Consider the following 21,715-nt stretch of genomic DNA (forward strand, 5'->3'; position numbering starts at 1 on the left):
CCCACGTCAGAATGTGGCGCATGACGGACCAGAACACCCACTCCACCCGGAGCCCACGGCAGATCCCCGCCTGGACTCACACGGTCGGGCCCGGCTGGACCGCCCTGCTCGACCAACTCCACCGCGACCTGCTCACCCTTGCCCCGGACTACCAGCTCGACAGCCTCACCACCCGGTTCGGTAGCCTGCGCATCCACCTCACAAACCGCTTCGACGAGGCCGGCGAGTACGACGGCGCCTTCGTGGACGCCGCGACCGCCCTCACCGACGCCGCCGAGACAGCCTCCGAGCACACCTGCGAGCATTGCGCAGCCCCCGGCCACCCCCGCTTCCGCAGCGACCACCACCGCACGTGGATCAGTTGATCGACTGACGTCCGCGAAAGGGCCCCATGGGTTGGTCACCGCGTGGGGTCAGGTCTGTACCGCGGGGTGCCGGCGGGCGCGGGCGCAGGGCTGCGGAGGGTAGTGGGGCGGGGAGTGAGGAGGAGGGTTTCATAGGTGTGATGGCGGCGGTGGGTGATGCGGTGGTGCAGGAGGTGGGCGGCCTGTTCCATCTGGCCGGTGTCGATGAGGGCGCGTGTGAGGGTGTCCTGGATGATCTCGCGTTCCACCCGCACCCCGCCGACGCGTTCGGCCTCCTGTCCCAGGGGGGTGAGGAGGGCGACGGCTTTACCGGGACGGCCAGCCGTCATGTGCGCGAGGGCCTGGATCACAGGGGCTAGGACCTGGTGGTAGTCCGGGCGCCGGTCACTCCTGGCCCGCTCGGCCATGGCCTGCAGCGCGTCAGTGTCAGCGGCCACAGCAGCGAGGGCGAGCTGGAAGGTGTGGAAGACCTCCGCCCACCCACCACCCTCGGCGACCAATTGATGGATGTGGTCCAGGCCGCTGGTGCGGGCGGGAGCCTGCCCGGCCGCGGCGTGAGCGGATTGCAGATGCGCGCGCACTTGACGGCGCCCCAGGCGTTCTGCGTCCGCATACGCCCACAATGCCACCGCCAACGGCGAGTGCGGCTCGCGCCCGGCCCACGACCGAAGCGCCGACAACGCCCGGCCACTCATCGCCAGCCACTCACCCACCGCACCCCCACCGGCCTCCAGCAACTCCGTACCGCCGGCCCGAACCGTTCCCATGTACCCGTCCTCCACATCAGCGCCACGCCCCAGGCGAAATCGCCTCGCAGGCAACTGAACCACCCCTTGTTCAACGAGCCCGCACCAACCCCGGTCACCCAAAATGGGCGAATGACGGCCTTGGAGCGGGTTCGCCTCGGGCGATGACGCCCCTGAGCCAGCGATGAGTGTGCGGCAGGCGGCAGCCGGCCTGCTAGACCTCTGGGATCCCCTCCCGGCCGCCTTCGGGCGAGGGGCCTCCGTTGTCCTCGATGACGTCCTCCGGGGTCTTGCCGCTGCCCTGCCACTGGGCGGCGATCGCCGCCTGCCTGGCCATGGACTGCTTCTTGAACCATGTCAGCTGTGCACCTGAGAGGATTTCGAGGAAATTGTTGATCGCGCCCATTGCGTGCTCCTCAATCGAAGAAAGTTTCCTTCCCTCTTTTTAGCGCCTGCCGGTGTCCGCGCTGCTTCTGTCGTGAGCCGCACGCCTGGGCCCCATTCCAGTAACGAGGCAGCGAACGCGCAGCTCAGGTGAGGGGATAGTCGCGTTGGCACGGTCGGCTTCGGTCGGCGTGCTGACTGAGCGATGCTCACTCGCACGGGTGATGTGTGGGGGCGTGCATCCGTCGCTGTGCCGGATGAGCGCATGGCGGATCTGCTGCTGGCCGCCTGGCGCTCCCAAGACCGGCCGGGAGGCGAACCACGTGTGGCGGTGGTGGACTGGTCGCAGGACTGCTGTGTGTGGGAGTTGGGGCCGTTGTGCGACACGTTGACAAACCGCGGAGACCAGGCGTGGTGTTGCACGCCAGATGACTTGGTGTTCTCTCAACACCAGGTCCGCGTCCGCACACCCCAAGGAAGACGCGCGCCCTGTGACGGTCGTGCTCCGGCGTGTTCTGGTCAGCGAACTGCGCGGCGTTAGATGCCAGCCGGGCAGGACCCCGCGGCCCGCATAGGCGTTGTGGGCTTTGAGCACCCAGGCATCCCTGGTGCGCGTGGGCCGGGCCCAGGAGGTCGCCCTGTTCACCGTAGGGATACTGACCGTCCGGCACTTTGGCCGGGAGCGGCCGTTGCGGGCCGGGTAGGGGAGGGCTCCGGGTGGGCTAGGACCGCTCATGAGCGGTCCTCCGTGAGGGGGGAGTACGAGGTCGCCCGCCGACGAGCGGGAAAGGGGCTGGTATGCACGAGGAGACCGCGACACGCGAGCCCACGGTGATGTTGGACAGGCTGCGGCCTGGCGACTGGGTGGCGGTGCACGCTTGGAGACGTTTGGACCAGGTGTGCCGTTTCCAGCCCTGGGGCCCCGAGACGCAGGAGCAGACCCAAGCGTTCGTGCGTGAGGCCGCACGGGCGTGGTCGCGTGATCCGCAGTACCGGTTCCCCTATCTCGCCCGCCGCGGGGATGATGTCGTCGGTATGGGGGAGCTGCATGTACGGGATGAGGAACAGCGCCAAGGCGAGGTCGTGTGTTTCGTGCACCCCAACGCCTGGGGAGGGACCGGCACGGCGATCGCGCACGAACTGTTGCGTCGAGGGTTCGAACAGCTGGGGCTTCACCGCATCTACGCCACATGCGATCCCCGTAACCGCCGCTCGGCCCGGGTGCTCACCAAGGTTGGAATGACGTACGAGAGGCGGCACCGGCACACCGTGCTGATCCGGGACGGTTGGCGGGACTCGGACATCTTCAGCATCCTCGAGCATGAGTGGCGCCGCCAGCCAGCTTGATCTTCAACCTAGAGATCCGAACGGTTCGTCTAGGCCAACGTCTCCGCCGCCGCCCAGGCCAGCGGCGACACCGCGGTGCACGCCTGGGTGACCGCCCGGGAAGCGATGGTGCCCCTCAACTGGGGTCAGCCCGCCGCAGCCCTGCGCCTCGCCGACCACGCCCGCGCACTGGCAGGCGACGGCATCTCAGCCGCCGCCGCGCTCGCTGCCGCCGCACAGGCCCGCGCACACGCAGCCCTCGGACACGCCGCCGAAGCCCGCAAAGCCATAGCCGACGCCGAGCGCGCCCCTGCTCGCCTGCGCGACACCGACGCCTCGGAAGAACCGGTGCGTTTCGGCGGCGAGTTCGGCCTGACCGAGCACCTGGTGCACCCCGACCGGCTTACCCCTCGGCCGCGTGACCAGCGCTTCCCGGCCACCGGCCTGCCACTTCGCCCACCACCCGCCGACCGCCTTCAGCGACACTCCGGAGAATGCCGCCACGTCTTCACGTTCCCGCCCCGCCACCAACGCGGCCACCGCCCGCAACCGCAGGACCTCCTGCGCCGACGGCGACAGATGCCGCGCGTCCCCCACCAGATCGCTCACACACCGCCAACGACCCAGAACCCGAACCGTTTCGGATCAATAGATGTTGGATGGTGTTGTGGTCCCGCCGGGGAGCCGGTCGGTGGCTCCGCCTCCAGGAGGCGCTGTTACACACCTCTCAGAGACGGCCACGCCTCTGTTGCCGAGATATGGCTCGGGCCATTCTGGATTTCATCCCCATTGGATTTGACGGTTAGCTCGCCCCTGAAGAACCACCATCCCAGTTGGCCTGCACCGAGTGCGCACGCCTCGACTCCATACTCGAAGGCAGTTCCTTTGAGGGAAGGCCAAGCCTCGGTGGAGGTGATGAGGCATGGACCTTTCTCGATGCTTGAACCAGCAGTTTTGACTGCCCGATTCCCCTTGAAGAACCACCACCCCAGGCTTCCGGCGCCGATAACAGCGGCGTCGATCCCTGATTCGAAGATTGTGCCCTTCAACGCGGGCCAACCTTCATCGTCTGTGATCTTGCAGGGCCCTTTCAGGATCTCCGTCCCGTTGGTCTTGACGATCTGATTCCCCTTGAAGAACCACCAAGTGGAACCCTCGCCCTCCGCGCAGGCATCGATCCCGTTCTCGAAGTCGGTGCCCTTGAGCCCCGTCCAGCCGGGTTCATCGGTGATCCTGCAGGGGCCGCTCAGGATCTCCGTCCCGTTGGACTTGACGATCTGATTCCCCTTGAAGAACCACCATCCCAGCGCCCCAGCCCCCTGCGCGCAGGCGTCGACCCCATTCTCGAACCCAATAGCCATGCCACACACCATCCATTTCTTTGTGATTCAGATTCCTGGCGCCCTTAGGCGTCTGCTCGCTGATTTACTACGCACTCACAGGAAGCCGCGACCCTAATGACACAAACGGGCCTTCACTTCCTCACGGCAGTCAAAGAACTGAATGACCCGGGGGTCCAGACTGCAGGTCAAAGCATCGGCTCGTCATATCGGAATAGCTGTTTACCGGCAGAGTTGACGGGGTGACATTGGGGCCGATCTTGAGGTCGGCGCGGAAGGTTGGGACACCGCTCTTCTCCAGCGCAACGAACCCGCTGACCATGGCTACGCTTCCCACCTCTCGAACGCTTCACAAACCAGCGCTTCGGCGATTCCCTCAAATGGCCCATCAATTCTTGCAGAGTCACGAACCCTCGGCGCTAGGCTAGAGCGATGGTGCAGGTTCGCGGCTTCTCGGAGAAATGGCGAACTTTAGACCTTGCGAGTCAGCAACTCAACCACAAATCCTTCCCGACAGAGGAGAAGAACTCATGGAATATCCCTCACTGCTCGGCCTCTCCGGTGCTTACGTGACCACGGAGAACGCACAGAATTCAATCTCGCCCTTCGCCGTCCACTCCAACGGACATTTCCTCTTCAATGGCACTCGCGTCAATCCGGTGTTTGACCACACGCACTCAATCTGGAGATTTTCCCCCGTAGAACTCCTCACTCCAGACGGACTTCAGGAGGTAAGCGGTAGCATCAAACTCCGGAAGGATGAATCTCCTACTTTTCGGGCGGATCTCAAAGTCGGAAAGAAGGAGACGCCTCTCAGCTTTTCCGGCAGGCAACTATTCTCTTACGATGCGCCTCCGCCGGAGAACGGAGATCGGGAGAATCTGAGCCCGGTCCAGGTGGATGCGCCGACCGTGCTCCCGCCAAGCGGGGATTTCCCGGACCCATGCTTTTGGGCGAGAGCCTACGTCGTATATGTGACAACGGCGGGGTTCGTCTCAGCCAGTGGCGTTGGCGCGGCTGCCCTCTGGGGAGAAGTCAAACCCGGCTGGCTAAGCCTTCTGAATATGACCGACACCTTCTGGAAGCAGGTAAATGATCTCATTGACTACGCGATCACGCATCCCACGGAGACGATCACCATCATGACCATGAGCACCAAGGTCGCATGTATGTACTTCGCGGAGTGGCACAATTTCGGGAACGCAGTGCAAATGCTTTGGAAAAGTCTTGTGTTCCCTTCTGGAGTCTCCTGGGTGGCAGGCTGGCTGGGCGCCTTGAATAACCAGGCGACTGCAAACATGGCGGCCTGGTCGGCCAGTATGGCCTTCTGGTTCAAATCACTGCAAGGAGCCATTCAGGGAGTGGTCAGCGCCTGCCATCAGACGGCATAGACGAGCAGTGCGAAGGTGAACTCGAAATCCCGGTACCCGCCGTCCCTCGCCATGACGTTCACCCGAGAACAGCACAGTGCGTGCAAGGACGTGCTCGGCATCCTGAAAGTCCTCACGGAGTGGATCAGGTTCAGGATCGGCGACCCGCAGGAGGCCGGCGCCGGGGCCTGGTGACGGTGTGATGGAACCGCCCCGGGTAGACAGCGACGAGCTGCTGATGGCGGACCTGCGGGAGTTCTCCCTCCACGACCGCAAGGGCGGGTGGGCCCGCGCTCTTCTGGTCGCCCGGCGCGTACAGCCCCGCAAGGGCCAGGGTCGGCGGGCCGAACTGCAACCTTGTTCCGATGGGAACAAGGTTCTGCGGCGGGTCAGCGCCCAGGAGTTCGGCCGTATTACGCACACCGATCCCAAGCGGGTCCTGGAACTGACCGGCGCCCTTCCCCGTGGCGCCTGGGAACTAGCGGACGCGCGCGAGCTGCGATAGACCCCGGCGGCCACGCCGTTCGCCCAACTGCCCACCTGACCAGCCACAAGTGCGGCCTCCCCAGACGAAGTGAGGAGGCCGCACCCGCACCGTACCCACCTGGCCAACAGCCAGCGAGGTCGAAGGGGAATCGGCGATATGGCCACCGACGAGGTACCCCGTCCCGAACACCGTGGACCCCGAACTTGCCTTACGTGCCTCACACAGCGAGACAGCTCTCACCAGTGAGTTAGTCCAATAGCCCAAGATAACCGCGGCCGCGTGTGCCTTCGCCGCGGTCTTGTACAAGGTGGTGACGAGCGGGGCCGTCAGCGGCGCCCTCCAGTCGGTCATCGGGAAGGCGCTCGATGCGCAGTTCTGACGGGGGCCGTATCCCACGCAACCGGCTCACCGCGGGCAGGGCGCGGCTGCGGGCGGGCCCCAGCGCAGCACCGCCTGACCGTATGTGGCGGTGCGACCGCGGCGCTGTCACAGCGGAGGCGGCCGTGGTCCTACCGACGCTGGCGTTGTTCGTCCTGACACTGCTGTGGGGCCTGATGGCAGCCTCGGTAAAGATCCAGTGCGTGGACGCAGCACGGGCCGGAGCAAGGGCAGCGGCACGCTCGGAACCGGCCGGAGCGACCACCGCCGCCGCCCAGTCAGCCGCCCCGCGTGGAGCAGAGGTCGAGGTGAGTCGGGAGGGCGATCTCGTACGGGTACGAGTGGAGACCAGCACGGCGGGCCCTGACCTGCTGGCCTTCCGGCTGAAAGGAGAGGCGGTGGCTCTTGCGGAGGACACAGTCATGGCGAACTGAACCAAACCGGCGGTTGGTTACTCGATCGCGCCGGAACCCTTGGCGGTCGCGGGGTGACGACGGAATGGCCACGGTGTGGGTCGCTGTTGCCACCTCGGCACTGTGCGCGGTGTTCGCCGTGGTGCTGTCGATGGGCTCGGTGGTCGTGGCCCGACATCGAGCAGGCGGCGCGGCTGACATGGCGGCTCTGGCTGCCGCCGACCACGCGCTCTTGGGCGAGCGAGTGGCGTGCGCCCTGGCAGAACGGGTCGCCCACGCGCAGGGGGCAAGGATAGTGCGATGTGCCGTACGCGGCGAGGTAGCGGACCTCGTTGCCGAGGTGCCGGCGGCACGCGGGACGACCTTCCTACCCTCGCGGATGGCACGGACGTTCACGCCGCGGGTCCGATCCCGTGCGGGTCCGTCCGCTGAAGGCCACACTGGCCCGGCGATACCGTCCGCAACTCCAGGGCGGCAGGCACCGGCGGCCATGATGTCGGGCGCTGCCCGGGCACGGTGCTCCCTGCATCGTATGCCGGCAGTGTCGGTTCCCGGCATATCGGTGGCCGCGCCAAGTGGCTTTGGCACCCAACCATCAGGGGTGGAGGTTTCGGCGTCGCCCGCCGCGGCCTGGCAGCCACCAACGAGTCTGCGAACGGCACTGCCACCGGTTACGACGAGGTCGCCGGGGCAGCTGGCACTTGGGCCAGAAGCTCGCTGAGGAGGCGGACGGCGGCATTCTTATCCAAAGGGTCGTTGCCGTTACCGCACTTGGGGGACTGGATGCACGACGGGCACCCGGACGTGCATTCGCAGACGGCGATGGCCTCGCGGGTCGCAGCGAGCCAGCGGGCCGCGGTGTGGAAGGCGCGCTCCGCAAAGCCGGCGCCGCCAGGGTGACCGTCGTAGACGAACACCGTGGGCAGCAGGGTGTCGGGATGGAGAGGCACCGACACGCCACCGATGTCCCAGCGGTCACACGTGGCGAACAGCGGGAGCATTCCGATCGACGCGTGCTCGGCGGCGTGCAGGGCGCCACCCAGGGCCTCCGCGGTGACGTCGGCACGCTCCAACTGGTCCTCGGTGACGGTCCACCACACGGCCCGGGTGCGCAGGGTGCGAGGTGGCAGATCCAGCTTGGTCTCGCCCAGAACCTCGCCGGTGATGAGCTTACGACGCAGAAAGGAGACGACCTGGTTGGTCACCTCGACCGACCCGAAGCACAACCGTGCCTCACCCCAGGGGATTTCGGCGCTGGTCTCCAGAATCGCGATGCCGGTCGTATCGCGGGCCGTGGTCGAGTACGGGGGGTTGGCCTCCGCCACAAGGACGGCCGAGTCCTCCAGGTCCAGGTGCTTGACGATGTAGGTGCGGCCTTGATGGAGATGGACGGCCCCGTCGTGAACGGTGGTGTGTGCCGCGGCGGCGTCCACGGTGCCGAGGAGACGCCCCGTGTCGGCCTCCACCACCTGGACGGGCTTGCCGCTTTCACCGCGGATGTCAGTGAGGTCGGCCGCACGTTCGCGACGGGTCCAGTGCCAGGCGGTGGCACGACGGCGCAGAAGTTTGCGCTGCTCGAGCTGCGGCATCAGACCGGCGGCGGTCGGGCCGAACAGCTCCAGGTCGGCTTCAGTCAAAGGGAGTTCGGCTGCCGCCGCGCATAGGTGCGGGGCCAACACGTACGGGTTGTCGGGGTCAAGGACGGTGGACTCGACGGGTTGCTGGAACAGCGCCTCCGGATGGTGAACGAGGTAGGTGTCCAACGGATCGTCCCGGGCGACGAGGATCGCCAGAGCCCCCTGACCCGCTCGTCCGGCACGCCCCGCCTGCTGCCACAGCGAGGCCCTGGTGCCGGGGTATCCGGCGAGCAGTACGGCGTCGAGTCCTGCGACGTCAACGCCGAGCTCAAGGGCGGTGGTGGCGGCGAGCCCGAGGAGTTCGCCGCTGTGTAGAGCCCGTTCCAGGGCTCGCCGTTCCTCGGGGAGGTAGCCGCCTCGGTAGGCGGCTACTCGACCGCGCAGCGTGGCCGACACCTCGGCCAGGCGGTCCTGGGCGATGAGAGCGACGAGTTCGGCGCCGCGCCGGGAGCGTACAAAGGCGACTGTCCGGGTGCCTTGGAGGGCCAGATCGGTGAGGAGGTCGGCGGTCTCGGCGGTAGCGGTGCGGCGGACGGGCGCGCCACGTTCGCCATGCAGTTCGGTGAGTGGCGGCTCCCACAGGGCGAAGACGAGCTCGCCGCGCGGCGAGCAGTCCTCGGTGATCTCGACGGGGGTGACGCCCGTGAGGCGGGCCGCCGAGCGGGCAGGGTCGGCCGAGGTGGCGGAGGCGAGCAGAAAGGCGGGGGTCGCTCCGTAGCGGGCGCAGACGCGGCGTAGCCGGCGTAGTACCTGCGCGACGTGCGAGCCGAAGACGCCGCGGTAGGTGTGGCACTCGTCGATCACCACGTACCGCAGGTTGCGCAGAAAGGAGGACCAGCGCGGGTGGCCGGGGAGGATGCCTCGGTGCAGCATGTCCGGGTTGGTGAGGACGTAGTTCGCGTAACCGCGAATCCACTCGCGTTCTTCGATGGGTGTGTCCCCGTCGTAGACCGCAGCACGAATGTGGGAGCCGAGAGGTTGGGCAAGGGCGGTGACCGCGCGGCGCTGATCGGCGGCGAGCGCCTTCGTTGGCGCCAGGTACAGCGCGGTGGCGCCCCGCGCGCTGGCTTGTACGCCCGCCCGCGCGCCCTGGCGGGTGATCGGACGGGAGGCGGAGACGGTACGGCGAGACCGCTTCCCCGTCTCGCTACCCGTCGCTGAACCAACCACGGCCCGTTCATCGGAGGCAGACCTGGCCCTTGCGGCGCCCCTATCACCAGCTTCGTCGCGGCCTTCGCTTCGGCCCCCGCCCTCACCTTCGCCCTCGTGATCAGGCACGACCCCCGCTTCCGGAGCCTTCCCTGAGCTGGCCCCGGCCCTGCCGGCGGTCGGCCGGGGGGCGGCTGGGGCTGTGTTTGGGTCGGTGTCTGGGTCGGCGGGCGGATCTGCGCCGTCGAGCAGCGCGCTGAGTACGGGGACGAGGTAGGCGAGCGACTTTCCGGATGCTGTGCCCGTGGCGACGATCACAGAATCGCCGCGCAGCGCGTGCTCCGCCATCCGGGCCTGGTGGGTCCATGGCCGATCGATGCCGGCCGCGGCGATGGCGTCGATCACTTCCGGCCGGATCAGTGACGGCCAGTCGGCATGCCTACCGGTACGCGGGGGCAAGTGCTCCGTATGAGTGATGCGCGCTGCCCGGTCTGCGCCGGCGGCGAGCCGACCAAGCAGGGCCCGTGGGGAGGGGCGTATCCCGGCGGGCGGCGGGAGTTGATTGTGGGCCATTGACCCAGAGTCTGTCACTGGCGTGACGGACAATGGGCTCAAGGCGTCGTGCGCGCCTACTGGTAAGTGATTGAATGCCATCGCGGCTGCCGATCCATGGGGGGCGACCGCTCGATGCAAGGTGCTGGAGGTTCCGTGGACCTGTCCCTGTCGACCCGGACTGTTGGCGACCGTACGGTCGTCGAGGTCGGTGGCGAGATTGATGTATACACCGCGCCCAAGCTGCGAGAGCAGCTGGTCGAGCTTGTCAACGACGGTAGTTATCACCTCGTCGTTGACATGGAGGGCGTCGACTTCCTCGACTCCACCGGGCTCGGCGTGCTGGTCGGCGGGCTGAAGCGGGTGCGTGCCCATGAGGGCTCGCTGCGCTTGGTCTGCAACCAGGAGCGCATTTTGAAGATCTTCCGTATCACCGGCTTGACCAAGGTGTTCCCCATTCACACCTCGGTCGATGACGCCGTCACCGCCACCGACTGACGGTGGTGGACGCCCTGTGCCAGTGGCACGGGGTGGAAGATCGTCGTGGCGGGGGGTACCGGGCTGAAGGCCCGGCCCCTCCGCGAGTTCGCCCTTTTTTGCAGAACGGAAGAGGGCATGTATGACCGAGGGGGATGGCATGGCTACCGTCGAGCTTCGTTTCAGTGCCCTTCCGGAGCACGTCCGCACTGCCCGGCTGGTGGCAGCCGCTGTGGCGCGCCGGGCCGGAGTTGACGAGGCCGTGTTGGACGAGGTGCGGCTCGCTGTCGGCGAGGCGTGTTCTCGGGCCGTTGGGCTACACATCAGCAACGGCGTAACGGCTCCGGTGCGGGTGTCCCTGACCGAGGATGAGAAGAAGTTCTCCATCGAGGTGGGGGACGAGGCACCGCGTGCCGTTACCGGGCATACCGCAGAAGGTGATGCCGCTACGGCGGATGCGCTGTCTGGGGATGATGCGGGAGCCGAGACGGACGATGAGATGGGCCTCGCGGTGATCAGCGGGCTGGTCGATGACGTCGAGGTGACCTCGGACGAGACAGGCGGTGTGATCCGCATGAGTTGGCCGACAGCGACCGCATCGGCAGTGTCCTGAGATGAGACGGCGCTAGCGTACCGAGCCGCCGCGCCCGGTATATCCGCGTGTCGTGAGTCGCTTACGGAGCTGTCTTCCTCGCGGCGGGGCGAACTCCGTCGCCTGTACGGCATTCAGCCGTCGCCCGTAGGCCTCTGTGTCGTTGCGCCGCTTCCATGGGTGCGATGGGCGGCCTGCCGAGCGGGGCGCAGCTCGTTTGGTGTGCGTGTGTGGGTTCTTCTGCCCTTCTTCGCGACCGTCTTCGCGTCGCCTTTTTGCGTGCCTGCTTGCTTGTCGGCGCGGGCGCCAGTTCACGGGTCTGGTTGCTAGCCGGCCCCCTTGCTGACGGCGTTTCGGGTCCGGCGAGGGAGTTTCCCGGTGTCGGCCAGTCCTGCCGCCCCGTCAGATGAGCCTTCTGGGGCCGCTGAGTGGCCTGTGAGGTCATCGAGTGCCCGATCCGGCCCCTGGGAGGCTCGAAGTCACGCAGTGCCGGACAGTCGGCTGTGTGGCCCCGTGCGGCCGGCCGCATCCGCGGCTCGAACCACCAGCAGCCGAATCGGCCCCCGGACCCGGCGCACCCCTGCCCGCGCGGCGGGGTGGGGCTGCGCCGAGTTCGCGCCCTCTTGGGCCGGGTGGCATCGTGTGTCCCGTGCTCGGGACGGGGTGGCGGCGAACGCTTCGTACATCGGGAAATGTAATGCCCTAAAACTGTTCCCTGTTGTCTTCTGAGGTTAGGGCAAAGCTCTGAGCAGGGGCATTCATAGGATTCTTAGATCATTTTCTGTGCGTCAGTCCGTAGCTGGCATTCCTTCGTATGGGCGAAACGATGACGCCCGAACCATTCGATCACCACGGGTGCAGGCGAATTCCCTTAGAGGTGCCCTGTTTTGATCTCGCATTGATCCCTACAATCCGTCCACATCTTGAGCTCAGGACGCCTGAGCGTGGCGGCTGTTTTCGCGGTCGCGAAACTGCTGCGCGCCCATGTGCCAAACGTCAAGGAGGACGAATGGCGGGGCCTGTTACCCCTCATCAGCTACACCTATCCCCAACCCTGGCCGCTGCCGAGCTGACCGACGGCAATCGGCTGATCATCCTGGTGATCGCCGCCGTAGCGGTGGCGGCGCTGGTCGTGGCGATGGTGCTTGTACGCCAGGTACTAGCCGCCGGCGAGGGCACCGACAGTATGAAGAAGATCGCGGCGGCGGTGCAGGAAGGTGCGAATGCGTACCTCGCGCGGCAGCTGCGTACCCTCGCGGTATTCGCTGTGGTGGTGTTCTTCCTGCTCATGCTGTTGCCCGCCGACAACTGGTCGCAGCGCATCGGGCGTTCGCTGTTCTTCTTGATCGGTGCCGGATTCTCCGCGGCCACCGGTTATATCGGTATGTGGCTCGCGGTCCGCAGTAATGTGCGGGTCGCCGCCGCCGCGCGTGCGGCGACGCCGGAAGACGGTCAGCCGCGTAAGGATCTGACCGACGTTTCGCATACGGCAATGAAGATCGCTTTCCGTACTGGCGGAGTGGTCGGCATGTTCACCGTTGGGCTCGGTCTGCTGGGTGCCGCTTCCGTGGTGCTCGTGTACGCGGCGGATGCGCCCAAGGTGTTGGAGGGCTTCGGGCTCGGCGCCGCACTCATCGCCATGTTCATGCGGGTGGGCGGCGGCATCTTCACCAAGGCAGCCGACGTCGGCGCCGACCTCGTAGGCAAGGTCGAACAAGGCATTCCAGAGGACGACCCGCGTAACGCCGCGACCATCGCGGACAATGTGGGGGACAACGTCGGCGACTGCGCCGGCATGGCCGCGGACCTCTTCGAGTCGTACGCCGTGACTCTGGTGGCCGCGCTGATCCTCGGCAAGGTTGCCTTTGGCGACGCGGGACTGGCGTTCCCGCTGATCGTCCCGGCCATCGGCGTGCTGACCGCGATGATCGGCATCTTCGCGGTGGCGCCGCGGCGCACCGACCGTAGTGGCATGACGGCCATCAACCGGGGCTTCTTCATCTCGGCAGTGATCTCGCTGGTGCTGGTGGCCGGGGCGGTCTTCGCCTATCTGCCCTCGTCCTACGCGGATCTGGACGGTGTCACGGACCAAGAGATCTTGGCGCACGATGGCGATCCGCGGTTCCTCGCGCTCGCCGCCGTCGCCATCGGCATCGTGTTGGCCGCGCTGATCCAGCAGCTCACCGGCTACTTCACGGAGACCACCAGGCGCCCAGTGCAGGACGTGGGCAAAACATCGCTGACCGGGCCCGCGACCGTGGTGCTCGCGGGCATCTCCCTCGGGCTTGAGTCCGCCGTGTACTCGGCAGCGCTGATCGGGCTGAGCGTGTACGGGGCGTTTCTCTTGGGTGGCACCTCGATCATGCTGGCGCTGTTCGCGGTGGCGCTGGCCGGTACCGGGTTGCTCACCACCGTTGGTGTGATTGTTGCCATGGACACCTTCGGGCCAGTCTCGGACAACGCGCAGGGCATCGCCGAGATGTCCGGTGATGTACGTGGCGAGGGCGCGCAGGTGCTCACCGATTTGGACGCGGTGGGCAACACCACCAAGGCGATCACCAAGGGCATCGCCATTGCCACGGCGGTGCTGGCCGCTGCGGCGCTGTTCGGCTCGTACCGGGACGCCATCGCCGAAGCGATCGATGACGTGAACACGAACGTGGCCGGTGAGATGAATCTGAGCATGGACATCTCACAGCCGAACAACTTGGTCGGCCTCATTTTCGGTGCCGCCGTCGTCTTCCTCTTCTCCGGTCTGGCGATCAACGCGGTGTCGCGTTCGGCAGGCGCGGTGGTGTACGAGGTGCGGCGTCAGTTCCGCGAGAAGCCCGGGATCATGAACTACACCGAGACGCCGGACTACGGCCGGGTGGTGGATATCTGCACCAAGGACGCGTTGCGCGAGTTGGCCACGCCAGGCTTGCTCGCGGTGCTCGCGCCCATCGCGGTCGGATTCTCGCTGGGCGTCGGCGCGCTGGGGTCGTTCCTGGCCGGTGCCATCGGCGCGGGGACGCTGATGGCGGTCTTCCTCTCGAACTCCGGAGGTGCCTGGGACAACGCCAAGAAGCTGGTGGAGGACGGACACCACGGCGGCAAGGGCAGTGAGGCGCACTCGGCGACGGTTATCGGTGACACGGTCGGCGACCCGTTCAAGGACACCGCGGGACCGGCGATCAACCCACTACTCAAGGTGATGAACCTGGTGGCGTTGCTCATTGCGCCGGCGGTGGTGAAGTTCAGTTACGGCGATGATGCGAGCCCGGGTCTGCGGGCCGTGATCGCTGTGCTGGCCATCCTCATCATCATCGGTTCGGTGTACCTGTCCAAACGGCGTGGCATCGCGGTGGGGGACGAGAGCGGCGACAGCGCCGAACGGACGGCTGCGAGCACCGATCCGGCGGTGGTTTCCTGAGTTGGCCAACGCCCGTGCTCACCGGCTCCCGCCGATGTGGAGCGTGCTCCTTGGGCCGTGAGGGGGAGCCGGTGCGGGTGTGAATACAAGGGCGGGTAGCGTGCGTTGACACGCTACCCGCCCTTTGTGTTGCCCCTTGTGAAGCCGTATCGGTTCCGGTGAGCCGGATGAGACGGACCGTCGCGGGGGCTTGGATGGCGTAACGGAGCCAGCCGTACGCGGCGACGAGTCGTCCGTATGGCGAGGCGAACGCCACGCCCAGTGCGGAGGAAATAGCCCTAATAGGGCATATAAGGGATGCTCGACTCGTAGCTCTCGCTCTGAGGGCGTGTAAGTTCCGGGGCCGAAGGCCATGGAAGGGACCAATCCGGTGAACAAGAAGCTTGTGGCGGCACTGTCCGGCGGTGCGGCACTCGTACTGGCGCTGACCGGCTGCGGCGGTGACGACGACGAAGGCAACAAGAAGGCCGAAAGCTGGGCCGAGAGGGTCTGCGGCGACGTACAACCACAGTTGAAGAAGATGCAAGAGGCCAACGCTTCCATCAAAGCAGCCGCGAACGAGCCGGACTCCAAGAAGCTTCAGCAGATGGATTCCCAGGCATTCCAGCAGCTCTCCGACGCGTACCGGGCGCTCGGCACGTCGCTCAAGGACGCGGGTGCGCCGCCGGTCGATGGCGGCGAGAAGACGCAGACCGAGGCGGTCAAGGGGCTCAACGCCGCGTCGCGGGCGTTCAGTGACCTGAAGATCTCCGTGGACAAGCTTGACGTCAAGAACAAGTCGAAGTTCGCTGATGGCCTCCACGGGGTTGCCGCAAAGCTCAAGAAGTTGAGCCAGACCGGTAACGACGCGTTGAAGCAGCTTGAAGACGGCGAGGTGGGCGAGGCGTTGGGCAAGCAGAAGGGCTGTCAGAAGCCGTCCGGCGCAGCGTCTGCGCCCGCCGTGGGTGATGACAAGGCGTCGGAGCCCGCGTCTTTGTGACCGAACCTGCCTCCTGTTGTCGGAGCCCGTTTCCCCTGGACTCCTCCGTGACTGTTCGATGGCCGCTCCGCGACTTCTTTGTAGCTGCTCTGCGACGAGATCTGCCACTTTCTGAAGGATGGTCGGTGACGTCGGCGAGACGCAGATCTCTGCGGCGTGCAGCACGCGCGGGCGGCCGAACAGGGGGCGCCTGCGAACACCATGGGCCGGGCGGAACAGCCCCGAGCGCACTGCCTGGCCTGGTGAACCTCGGACCGCCCGGCGGTCGCCGCGAGCGCGGGCGAGGGCCCCGCGCGTGCGGATCGACGGCCCGTACGAGCGCGGATCGACGGCCGTACGGACGGGACCGAGGCCCCGCGAGAGCGGCGGCACAACGGCCCGGCACCGCGCCACACCCGGTGCGGTGCCGGGCCTTCGCCCATTGTCAGTGGGAGCCCCGACAATGGGGACCGTGAGTACGCACCGCTTGCCGACCACCGACCCCGAGCGCGCCGAACGCCTACGCGCCGCACTGCTCGCCGCCGACTTCACCGCCGACGGCCTCCTCGACCTGCTCGGCGCTCCCGCCTATGCCGCGCTCGGCCGGAGCGAGATCGTGCCCGCGCTGCGCGCTACCCGCGGTGACAGTGCGCTGGAGACGCTGGTCCGCCTCTTCCTGTTGCAGCGCCCGGTGACCTACGGGAGAGCCGGCGCCGCCCTCCCGATCGACGACTGTCTGGCCGATGGCTGGTTGGTGCGCACCGACGAGGGGGGCGAGGCGGCATCCGCTGACGGTGCTGGTGCTGGTGGTGATCGTGATGTGGTGCGGGCGAGTGTGGATGTGCGTCCGTATGGCGGGCCGGACGGAGAGGATTGGTGGATCGTCTCCGACCTCGGTTGCGCGGTCGGCGGCGCGGGCGGCATCGCCGTGCGCCCGGGGGCGCACTCCGGCTCGGGCACGGTGGACGAGGGCGCTGGACTGTCCGACACCGGGCAGCCGCGGGTGGGGCGTGCGGAGTTGGTGCTCGGGGTGGGCGGCGCCTCCACCACCCTCGCCGGGATCACCGTTCGGGAGCCGGTCGCCCGCACGCTGGACCTCGGGACCGGGTCCGGCATCCAGGCGCTGCACGCTGCTCAGCACGCCACCAGTGTGACCGTCACCGACCGCAACCCACGCGCCCTCCAGTTCGCGCGGCTCACTCTCGCGCTCTCCGGAGCGGCTGTGCCCGAGGTCAGGGAGGGTTCGCTGTTCGAGCCCGTCCGGGGGGAGACGTACGACCTGATCGTCTCCAACCCGCCGTTCGTGATCTCCCCGGGCGCCCGGTTCGCCTACCGGGACGGTGGGATGGGCGGTGACGATCTGTGCCGGATGTTGGTGGAGGGTGCTGCCGAGCACCTCACGAACGGTGGGTATTGCCAACTGCTCGCCAACTGGCAACACGTCGATGGCGAGGATTGGCGGGACCGGGTCGCGGGGTGGGTGCCGCACGGCTGTGACGCGTGGATCGTGCAGCGCGAAGTGCAGGACGTTACGCAGTACGCGGAGTTGTGGCTGCGCGACGGTGGTGATCACCAGGGCGATCCGGAGGCGTACGCGGAGCGGTACGACACATGGCTGGACGAGTTCGGGGCCCGTAAGACCAAGGCGGTCGGTTTCGGCTGGATCACCTTGCGCAAGTCTGGTGCCGACAGCCCGTCGGTAACTGTCGAGGAGTGGCCGCACCCGGTGGAGCAGCCACTGGGCGCGTGGGTGCGGGCGCACTTCGACCGTCAGGACTTTCTCCGGGCCACCGATGACGCTGCGTTGCTGGCGGCCCGTTTTCGGCTGGCTCCCGAGGTCGTTCAGGAGCAGGTCGGATTGCCGGGAGCGGAGGACCCGGAGCATGTGGTGCTGCGGCAAAACCGGGGCATGCGGCGGGCGACAAAGGTGGACACGGTCGGCGCGGGGTTTGCCGGGGCGTGCGACGGCTCATTGAGCGCGGGCCGGATTGTGGATGCGATCGCCCAACTGTTGGGGGAGGACCCGGTGCAACTTCGCGACCGCACTCCGGAGTCCATCCGGTTGCTGGTGGAGCAGGGCTTTTTGGAGCCGGTGGGTGATGTGGGGGGAGCGTAGTGGTGGGGTGCTGCTGGAGTGGCGGAGGTGCGGCGGTGGTGCGCGCCGGATGTCGGTGCCGGGGCGCGTGGCCTGGGGGGTGCGGGGCGCGACGTACGTGAAGAGGCGTAAGGAATGTAAGAGGTGCATAAGAAGAAGGGGAGCCCAGGAGAGGGGAGTGGGGATTGGAGAGGAGCGGACCTAGGGAGATCTGACGAGCCCCGAGGAAAGGTGAGGAGCCCCGGAGCGAGGTGCCCGGAGGTGACTTGGCGGGCCTCGGCGGATTGGCTGGCCAAGGAGCAGCGCGGCCGAAAATGACCGGCGCGCAAGCGCGGTGCTTCGAAGGAATGCTGTGTGAGGACGTTCACGTGGCGTTCGCCCGAAAGTCGCGCGTACGTGCCACGCTCCTGCCATGGAAAGTGGACCCGCGGCCTTCGCAGGTACGGCATTTGCGCTGTTCGGCGTCGCACTGCTGCTGTGGACGGCGGCCCGGCTGCGGCTGCGTCAGCCGGTCCTGGACGGGGCTCATCCCACGGTCGCAGCGGCCCTCTCCACCCTTCTCGGCATCGCCGCGCTCGTCGGCGGAATCTGGTGCCTCGGCGCTGTCTGACCGGTTGGCCGACCCCGGGCAGCGCCGGCCTGTGCGGCACGCGGCTCGGTTGTCGGGTTACGGTGACAGCGCCTAGGCGGTGCGCCGCAGGAGGAGTGTTTAGGCGACCATCGGCTTACCCTTCGAGTGGCGTTGCGGGCTTTTTCCGTTTGACACCGGGGCGGGATGTACCGTCACACTCCGCAGCGTCACCGTATTGCCACCGCGAGCACCGTACGCGTGGTGGCTCAGCCACCGAGCGCCGACCGGAGAGAAGAGCGAAGTTGTCCCCGACCAGCGAGACCGCGAAGGGCGGCAGGCGACTCGTGATCGTCGAGTCGCCTGCCAAAGCGAAGACGATCAAGGGCTATCTCGGCCCTGGATACGTGGTCGAGGCGAGCGTCGGGCACATTCGCGACCTGCCGAACGGCGCTGCCGAGGTTCCGGCGAAGTACAAGGGCGAGCCGTGGGCACGCCTTGGGGTGAATGTTGATGCCGACTTCCAGCCCATCTACGTCGTCAATCACGATAAGAGGGACCAGGTCAAGAAGCTCAAGGAGCTATTGGCCGAGTCGGACGAACTCTTTCTCGCCACCGATGAGGACCGCGAGGGCGAGGCCATCGCCTGGCATCTACAGGAAGTCCTCAAGCCCAAGGTCCCGGTGCGCCGGATGGTCTTCCACGAGATCACCCAGGAAGCCATCCGGGCGGCGGTCGCCAATCCGCGCGAGCTGAACAAGCGCCTGGTCGATGCCCAGGAGACCCGTCGAATCCTCGACCGTCTCTACGGGTACGAGGTCTCCCCGGTGCTGTGGAAGAAGGTCATGCCCCGGCTCTCGGCCGGGCGCGTGCAGTCGGTGGCCACGAGGCTGGTGGTGGAGCGGGAGCGGGAGCGCATTGCGTTCCGCTCCGCTGAGTACTGGGACCTGACCGGCACCTTCGCCACGGGGCGGACCGGCGACGCCAGCGACCCCGGCACCTTGGCCGCGCGGCTGGCCTCGGTGGATGGCCGCAGGGTTGCACAGGGCCGCGACTTCAGCTCGATCGGGCAGCTCAAGGACAATTCCGCCGTACTGCACCTGGACGAGGCGCAGGCCAGGACGCTGGCGGCGGCGCTTACCGAGACCAACTTCGCGGTGCGCTCGGTCGAGTCGAAGCCGTACCGCCGTGCCCCGTATGCCCCGTTCCGCACGACCACGCTCCAGCAGGAGGCCAGCCGCAAGCTGGGCTTTGGCGCCAAGTCGACCATGCAGGTGGCTCAGAAGCTGTACGAAAACGGCTTCATCACCTATATGCGTACGGACTCCACCACGCTGTCCGCAACCGCAGTGACCGCAGCCCGCGCTCAGGTCACGCAGCTTTACGGGGCGAACTACCTGCCCGACAAGCCGCGCACCTACACGGGCAAGGTGAAGAACGCGCAGGAGGCGCACGAGGCAATCCGACCCTCGGGGGATCGTTTTCGTACGCCAGCGGAGACCGGTCTGCGCGGTGACCAGTTCCGGCTGTATGAGCTGATCTGGAAGCGGACCGTCGCCTCTCAGATGAAGGACGCGGTCGGCAACTCGGTGACCGTGCGCATCGGTGGGTTGGCTAGTGACGGGCGCGACACAGAGTTCACTGCCTCCGGAAAGACGATCACCTTCCACGGGTTCATGAAGGCGTACGTCGAGGGTGCGGACGACCCCAACGCCGAATTGGACGACCGCGAGCGGAGGCTGCCGCAGGTCGCCGAGGGCGACCCGCTGACCGCCGAGGAGATCTCGGTGGATGGCCACGCCACCAAGCCTCCGGCCCGTTACACGGAGGCGTCGCTGGTCAAGGAGTTGGAAGAGCGCGAGATCGGCCGGCCATCCACGTATGCGTCGATCATCGGGACCATCCTGGACCGCGGCTATGTGTTCAAGAAGGGCACCGCACTGGTGCCGTCCTTCCTGAGCTTCGCCGTCGTGGGGCTGTTGGAGAAGCACTTCGGCCGTCTGGTCGATTACGACTTCACGGCCAAGATGGAGGACGACCTCGACCGCATCGCCGCCGGTCAGGCCCAGGCCATCCCATGGCTGCGGCGTTTCTACTTCGGGGCCGAGCGGAGCACCGTCCCGTCCGCCGGCGACATCGCCGCCGCCCCCGGTGCCGGGGCCGTGGGCGACCACCTCGGTGGGTTGAAGGAGCTCGTCACTGACCTGGGCGCGATCGATGCCCGTGAGGTGTCGTCCTTCCCGGTGGGCAACGGCATCATGCTGCGCGTCGGGCGCTACGGCCCGTACGTGGAAAAGGCATCGGAGACCGAAGGCGAGCCGGGGCAGCGCGCCGACGTGCCCGACGATCTGCCGCCGGACGAGCTGACCGTGGAGTATGCGGAGGAGGCGCTGGCCAAGCCAAGCGGCGACTTCGAGCTTGGCGCCGACCCGGAGACCGGACGGCAGATCGTTGCCAAGGACGGTCGGTACGGCCCGTACGTGACCGAGGTGCTGCCCGAGGGCACCCCGAAGACCGGCAAGAACGCGGTCAAGCCGCGAACGGCGTCGCTGTTCAAGTCGATGACTTTGGACACAGTGACGTTGGCGGACGCGCTCAAGTTGATGTCGCTGCCCCGAGTGGTCGGCGTCGATCCGCAGGGCGGCGAGGAGATCACCGCGCAGAACGGCCGCTACGGTCCGTACCTGAAGAAGGGCACTGACTCGCGGTCGATCGAGACCGAGGACCAGATCTTCACGATCACGCTCGATGAGGCCCTGGCGATCTATGCCCAGCCCAAGCAGCGCGGCCGGGCCGCGGCCAAGCCGCCGCTGAAGGAACTCGGAACCGACCCGGTGAGCGAGCGCCCGGTGGTGGTGAAGGACGGCCGGTTCGGCCCGTATGTCACCGATGGCGAGACCAACGCCACCTTGCGCCGCGACGACGAGGTCGAGTCGATCACGCCCGAACGCGGTTATGAGCTCCTTGCGGACAAGCGCGCCAAGGGGCCGGTGAAGAAGACCGCGGCCAAGAAGGCCCCGGCGAAGAAGGCCCCCGCGAAGAAGGCGGCGGCTAAGAAGACGACGACGGCCAAGAAGACCGCCACGAAGAAGGCGGCGGCCAAGAAGACGACGACGTCCGGGGCCAAGACCACCTCCGCGACCGCGAAGAAGACCGCGGCGGCGGGGAAGGCGACGGGCGGCGCGGGAGAGTAGCGAGCGGTTGAGGTCGGGTCTGCCGAGGCGGGCCCGACCTCGGCGCGGCCGGACCGGGTCTGTAAGAGGCGCATCTGGCTGGGTCCGGCCTGACCCGGCTGGTCTTACGTCGGTTGTGTGCGCTTGGCTCCCGGCTGGTTGGTGGTGGCCGGAAGCCGGTGATGCTCCGTGACGGGTGGTCGGCGGAGGGGCGGACTGGGGCGTCGCTCGGGTCGGCTCCGGCGTGCGGTCGCGGTGGGTATGGGGCGCACTTTGTCGCTGTGCGCCCCTTC

19 protein-coding genes and 1 pseudogene are annotated in these 21,715 nt (G+C 67.1%); 15 read left to right on the forward strand and 5 right to left on the reverse strand.

Annotated elements, in window-relative coordinates:
• Positions 1 to 20 precede the first annotated feature (20 nt).
• A complete protein-coding gene (locus FHS42_RS31600) occupies positions 21 to 365 on the forward strand; it encodes a hypothetical protein (RefSeq protein ID WP_184578742.1) in 345 nt (114 codons plus the stop codon).
• 35 nt (positions 366 to 400) lie between these two features.
• On the opposite strand, the gene FHS42_RS31605 is transcribed toward FHS42_RS31600, so the two are convergent.
• Together FHS42_RS31605 and FHS42_RS31610 are read right to left on the reverse strand one after the other, a co-directional pair.
• A complete protein-coding gene (locus FHS42_RS31605; RefSeq protein WP_184578745.1) occupies positions 401 to 1,132 on the reverse strand; it encodes a tetratricopeptide repeat protein in 732 nt (243 codons plus the stop codon).
• Positions 1,133 to 1,325: 193 nt separating this feature from the next.
• Positions 1,326 to 1,517: a hypothetical protein gene (locus FHS42_RS31610; RefSeq protein ID WP_184578748.1), complete on the reverse strand. Its 192-nt coding sequence runs from the start codon at positions 1,515 to 1,517 to the stop codon at positions 1,326 to 1,328.
• A gap of 776 nt (positions 1,518 to 2,293) precedes the next feature.
• Here FHS42_RS31610 and FHS42_RS31615 point away from each other — a divergent pair.
• Positions 2,294 to 2,842 (forward strand): GNAT family N-acetyltransferase, encoded by a 549-nt coding sequence (locus FHS42_RS31615; RefSeq protein WP_246495686.1) that lies wholly within the window; start codon positions 2,294 to 2,296, stop codon positions 2,840 to 2,842.
• A gap of 186 nt (positions 2,843 to 3,028) precedes the next feature.
• Here the strand turns inward: FHS42_RS31615 and FHS42_RS37770 are convergent, their stop codons facing one another.
• Positions 3,029 to 3,430, reverse strand: coding sequence for a helix-turn-helix domain-containing protein (locus FHS42_RS37770; RefSeq protein ID WP_312867121.1), 402 nt, complete (start codon positions 3,428 to 3,430; stop codon positions 3,029 to 3,031).
• Positions 3,431 to 3,537: 107 nt separating this feature from the next.
• Positions 3,538 to 4,182 carry a hypothetical protein gene (locus FHS42_RS31625; protein WP_184578750.1) on the reverse strand — a complete coding sequence of 215 codons (645 nt, stop codon included), beginning with the start codon at positions 4,180 to 4,182 and terminating at the stop codon, positions 3,538 to 3,540.
• 509 nt (positions 4,183 to 4,691) lie between these two features.
• Between FHS42_RS31625 and FHS42_RS31630 the strand changes: the two genes are divergently transcribed.
• From FHS42_RS31630 to FHS42_RS38830, 6 genes and pseudogenes are all read left to right on the forward strand, one after another.
• Complete coding sequence (locus FHS42_RS31630) at positions 4,692 to 5,552, forward strand: hypothetical protein (RefSeq protein WP_184578754.1); 861 nt, start codon at positions 4,692 to 4,694, stop codon at positions 5,550 to 5,552.
• Between the two features lie 15 nt (positions 5,553 to 5,567).
• Complete coding sequence (locus FHS42_RS31635; protein ID WP_184578757.1) at positions 5,568 to 5,726, forward strand: hypothetical protein; 159 nt, start codon at positions 5,568 to 5,570, stop codon at positions 5,724 to 5,726.
• Positions 5,727 to 5,733: 7 nt separating this feature from the next.
• Positions 5,734 to 6,036, forward strand: a complete 303-nt coding sequence (locus tag FHS42_RS31640; protein WP_184578760.1) for a hypothetical protein — start codon at positions 5,734 to 5,736, stop codon at positions 6,034 to 6,036.
• A gap of 250 nt (positions 6,037 to 6,286) precedes the next feature.
• A pseudogene (locus tag FHS42_RS31645) lies at positions 6,287 to 6,397 on the forward strand (DUF4244 domain-containing protein); the annotation flags it as partial.
• 82 nt (positions 6,398 to 6,479) lie between these two features.
• Positions 6,480 to 6,830: a TadE family type IV pilus minor pilin gene (locus FHS42_RS31650; RefSeq protein ID WP_184578841.1), complete on the forward strand. Its 351-nt coding sequence runs from the start codon at positions 6,480 to 6,482 to the stop codon at positions 6,828 to 6,830.
• A gap of 64 nt (positions 6,831 to 6,894) precedes the next feature.
• Entirely contained in the window at positions 6,895 to 7,530 is a 636-nt protein-coding gene (locus FHS42_RS38830; RefSeq protein WP_184578763.1) for an Rv3654c family TadE-like protein, read from the forward strand.
• Here FHS42_RS38830 and sftH read toward each other — a convergent pair.
• Positions 7,481 to 10,168, reverse strand: a complete 2,688-nt coding sequence (sftH, locus tag FHS42_RS31660) for a DNA 3'-5' helicase SftH (RefSeq protein ID WP_512700947.1) — start codon at positions 10,166 to 10,168, stop codon at positions 7,481 to 7,483. The genes FHS42_RS38830 and sftH overlap by 50 nt on opposite strands.
• Before the next feature lie 135 nt (positions 10,169 to 10,303).
• Between sftH and bldG the strand changes: the two genes are divergently transcribed.
• From bldG to topA, 7 genes are all read left to right on the forward strand, one after another.
• Positions 10,304 to 10,645, forward strand: a complete 342-nt coding sequence (gene bldG / locus FHS42_RS31665; RefSeq protein ID WP_184578765.1) for an anti-sigma factor antagonist BldG — start codon at positions 10,304 to 10,306, stop codon at positions 10,643 to 10,645.
• Positions 10,646 to 10,784: 139 nt separating this feature from the next.
• Positions 10,785 to 11,237, forward strand: coding sequence for an ATP-binding protein (locus tag FHS42_RS31670; RefSeq protein ID WP_184578768.1), 453 nt, complete (start codon positions 10,785 to 10,787; stop codon positions 11,235 to 11,237).
• 988 nt (positions 11,238 to 12,225) lie between these two features.
• A complete protein-coding gene (locus FHS42_RS31675) occupies positions 12,226 to 14,628 on the forward strand; it encodes a sodium-translocating pyrophosphatase (protein WP_184578771.1) in 2,403 nt (800 codons plus the stop codon).
• 370 nt (positions 14,629 to 14,998) lie between these two features.
• A complete protein-coding gene (locus FHS42_RS31680; RefSeq protein WP_312867122.1) occupies positions 14,999 to 15,607 on the forward strand; it encodes a small secreted protein in 609 nt (202 codons plus the stop codon).
• A 442-nt stretch (positions 15,608 to 16,049) separates the two neighbouring features.
• Positions 16,050 to 17,702: a DUF7059 domain-containing protein gene (locus FHS42_RS31685; RefSeq protein ID WP_184578777.1), complete on the forward strand. Its 1,653-nt coding sequence runs from the start codon at positions 16,050 to 16,052 to the stop codon at positions 17,700 to 17,702.
• Positions 17,703 to 18,093: 391 nt separating this feature from the next.
• Positions 18,094 to 18,291 carry a hypothetical protein gene (locus tag FHS42_RS31690; RefSeq protein ID WP_184578780.1) on the forward strand — a complete coding sequence of 66 codons (198 nt, stop codon included), beginning with the start codon at positions 18,094 to 18,096 and terminating at the stop codon, positions 18,289 to 18,291.
• A 263-nt stretch (positions 18,292 to 18,554) separates the two neighbouring features.
• Complete coding sequence (gene topA, locus FHS42_RS31695) at positions 18,555 to 21,443, forward strand: type I DNA topoisomerase (RefSeq protein WP_184578783.1); 2,889 nt, start codon at positions 18,555 to 18,557, stop codon at positions 21,441 to 21,443.
• The last annotated feature ends 272 nt before the right edge of the window (positions 21,444 to 21,715 follow it).

The sequence above is a fragment of the Streptomyces zagrosensis genome, assembly GCF_014203645.1.
GTDB classification, from domain to species: Bacteria; Actinomycetota; Actinomycetes; order Streptomycetales; family Streptomycetaceae; genus Streptomyces; species Streptomyces zagrosensis.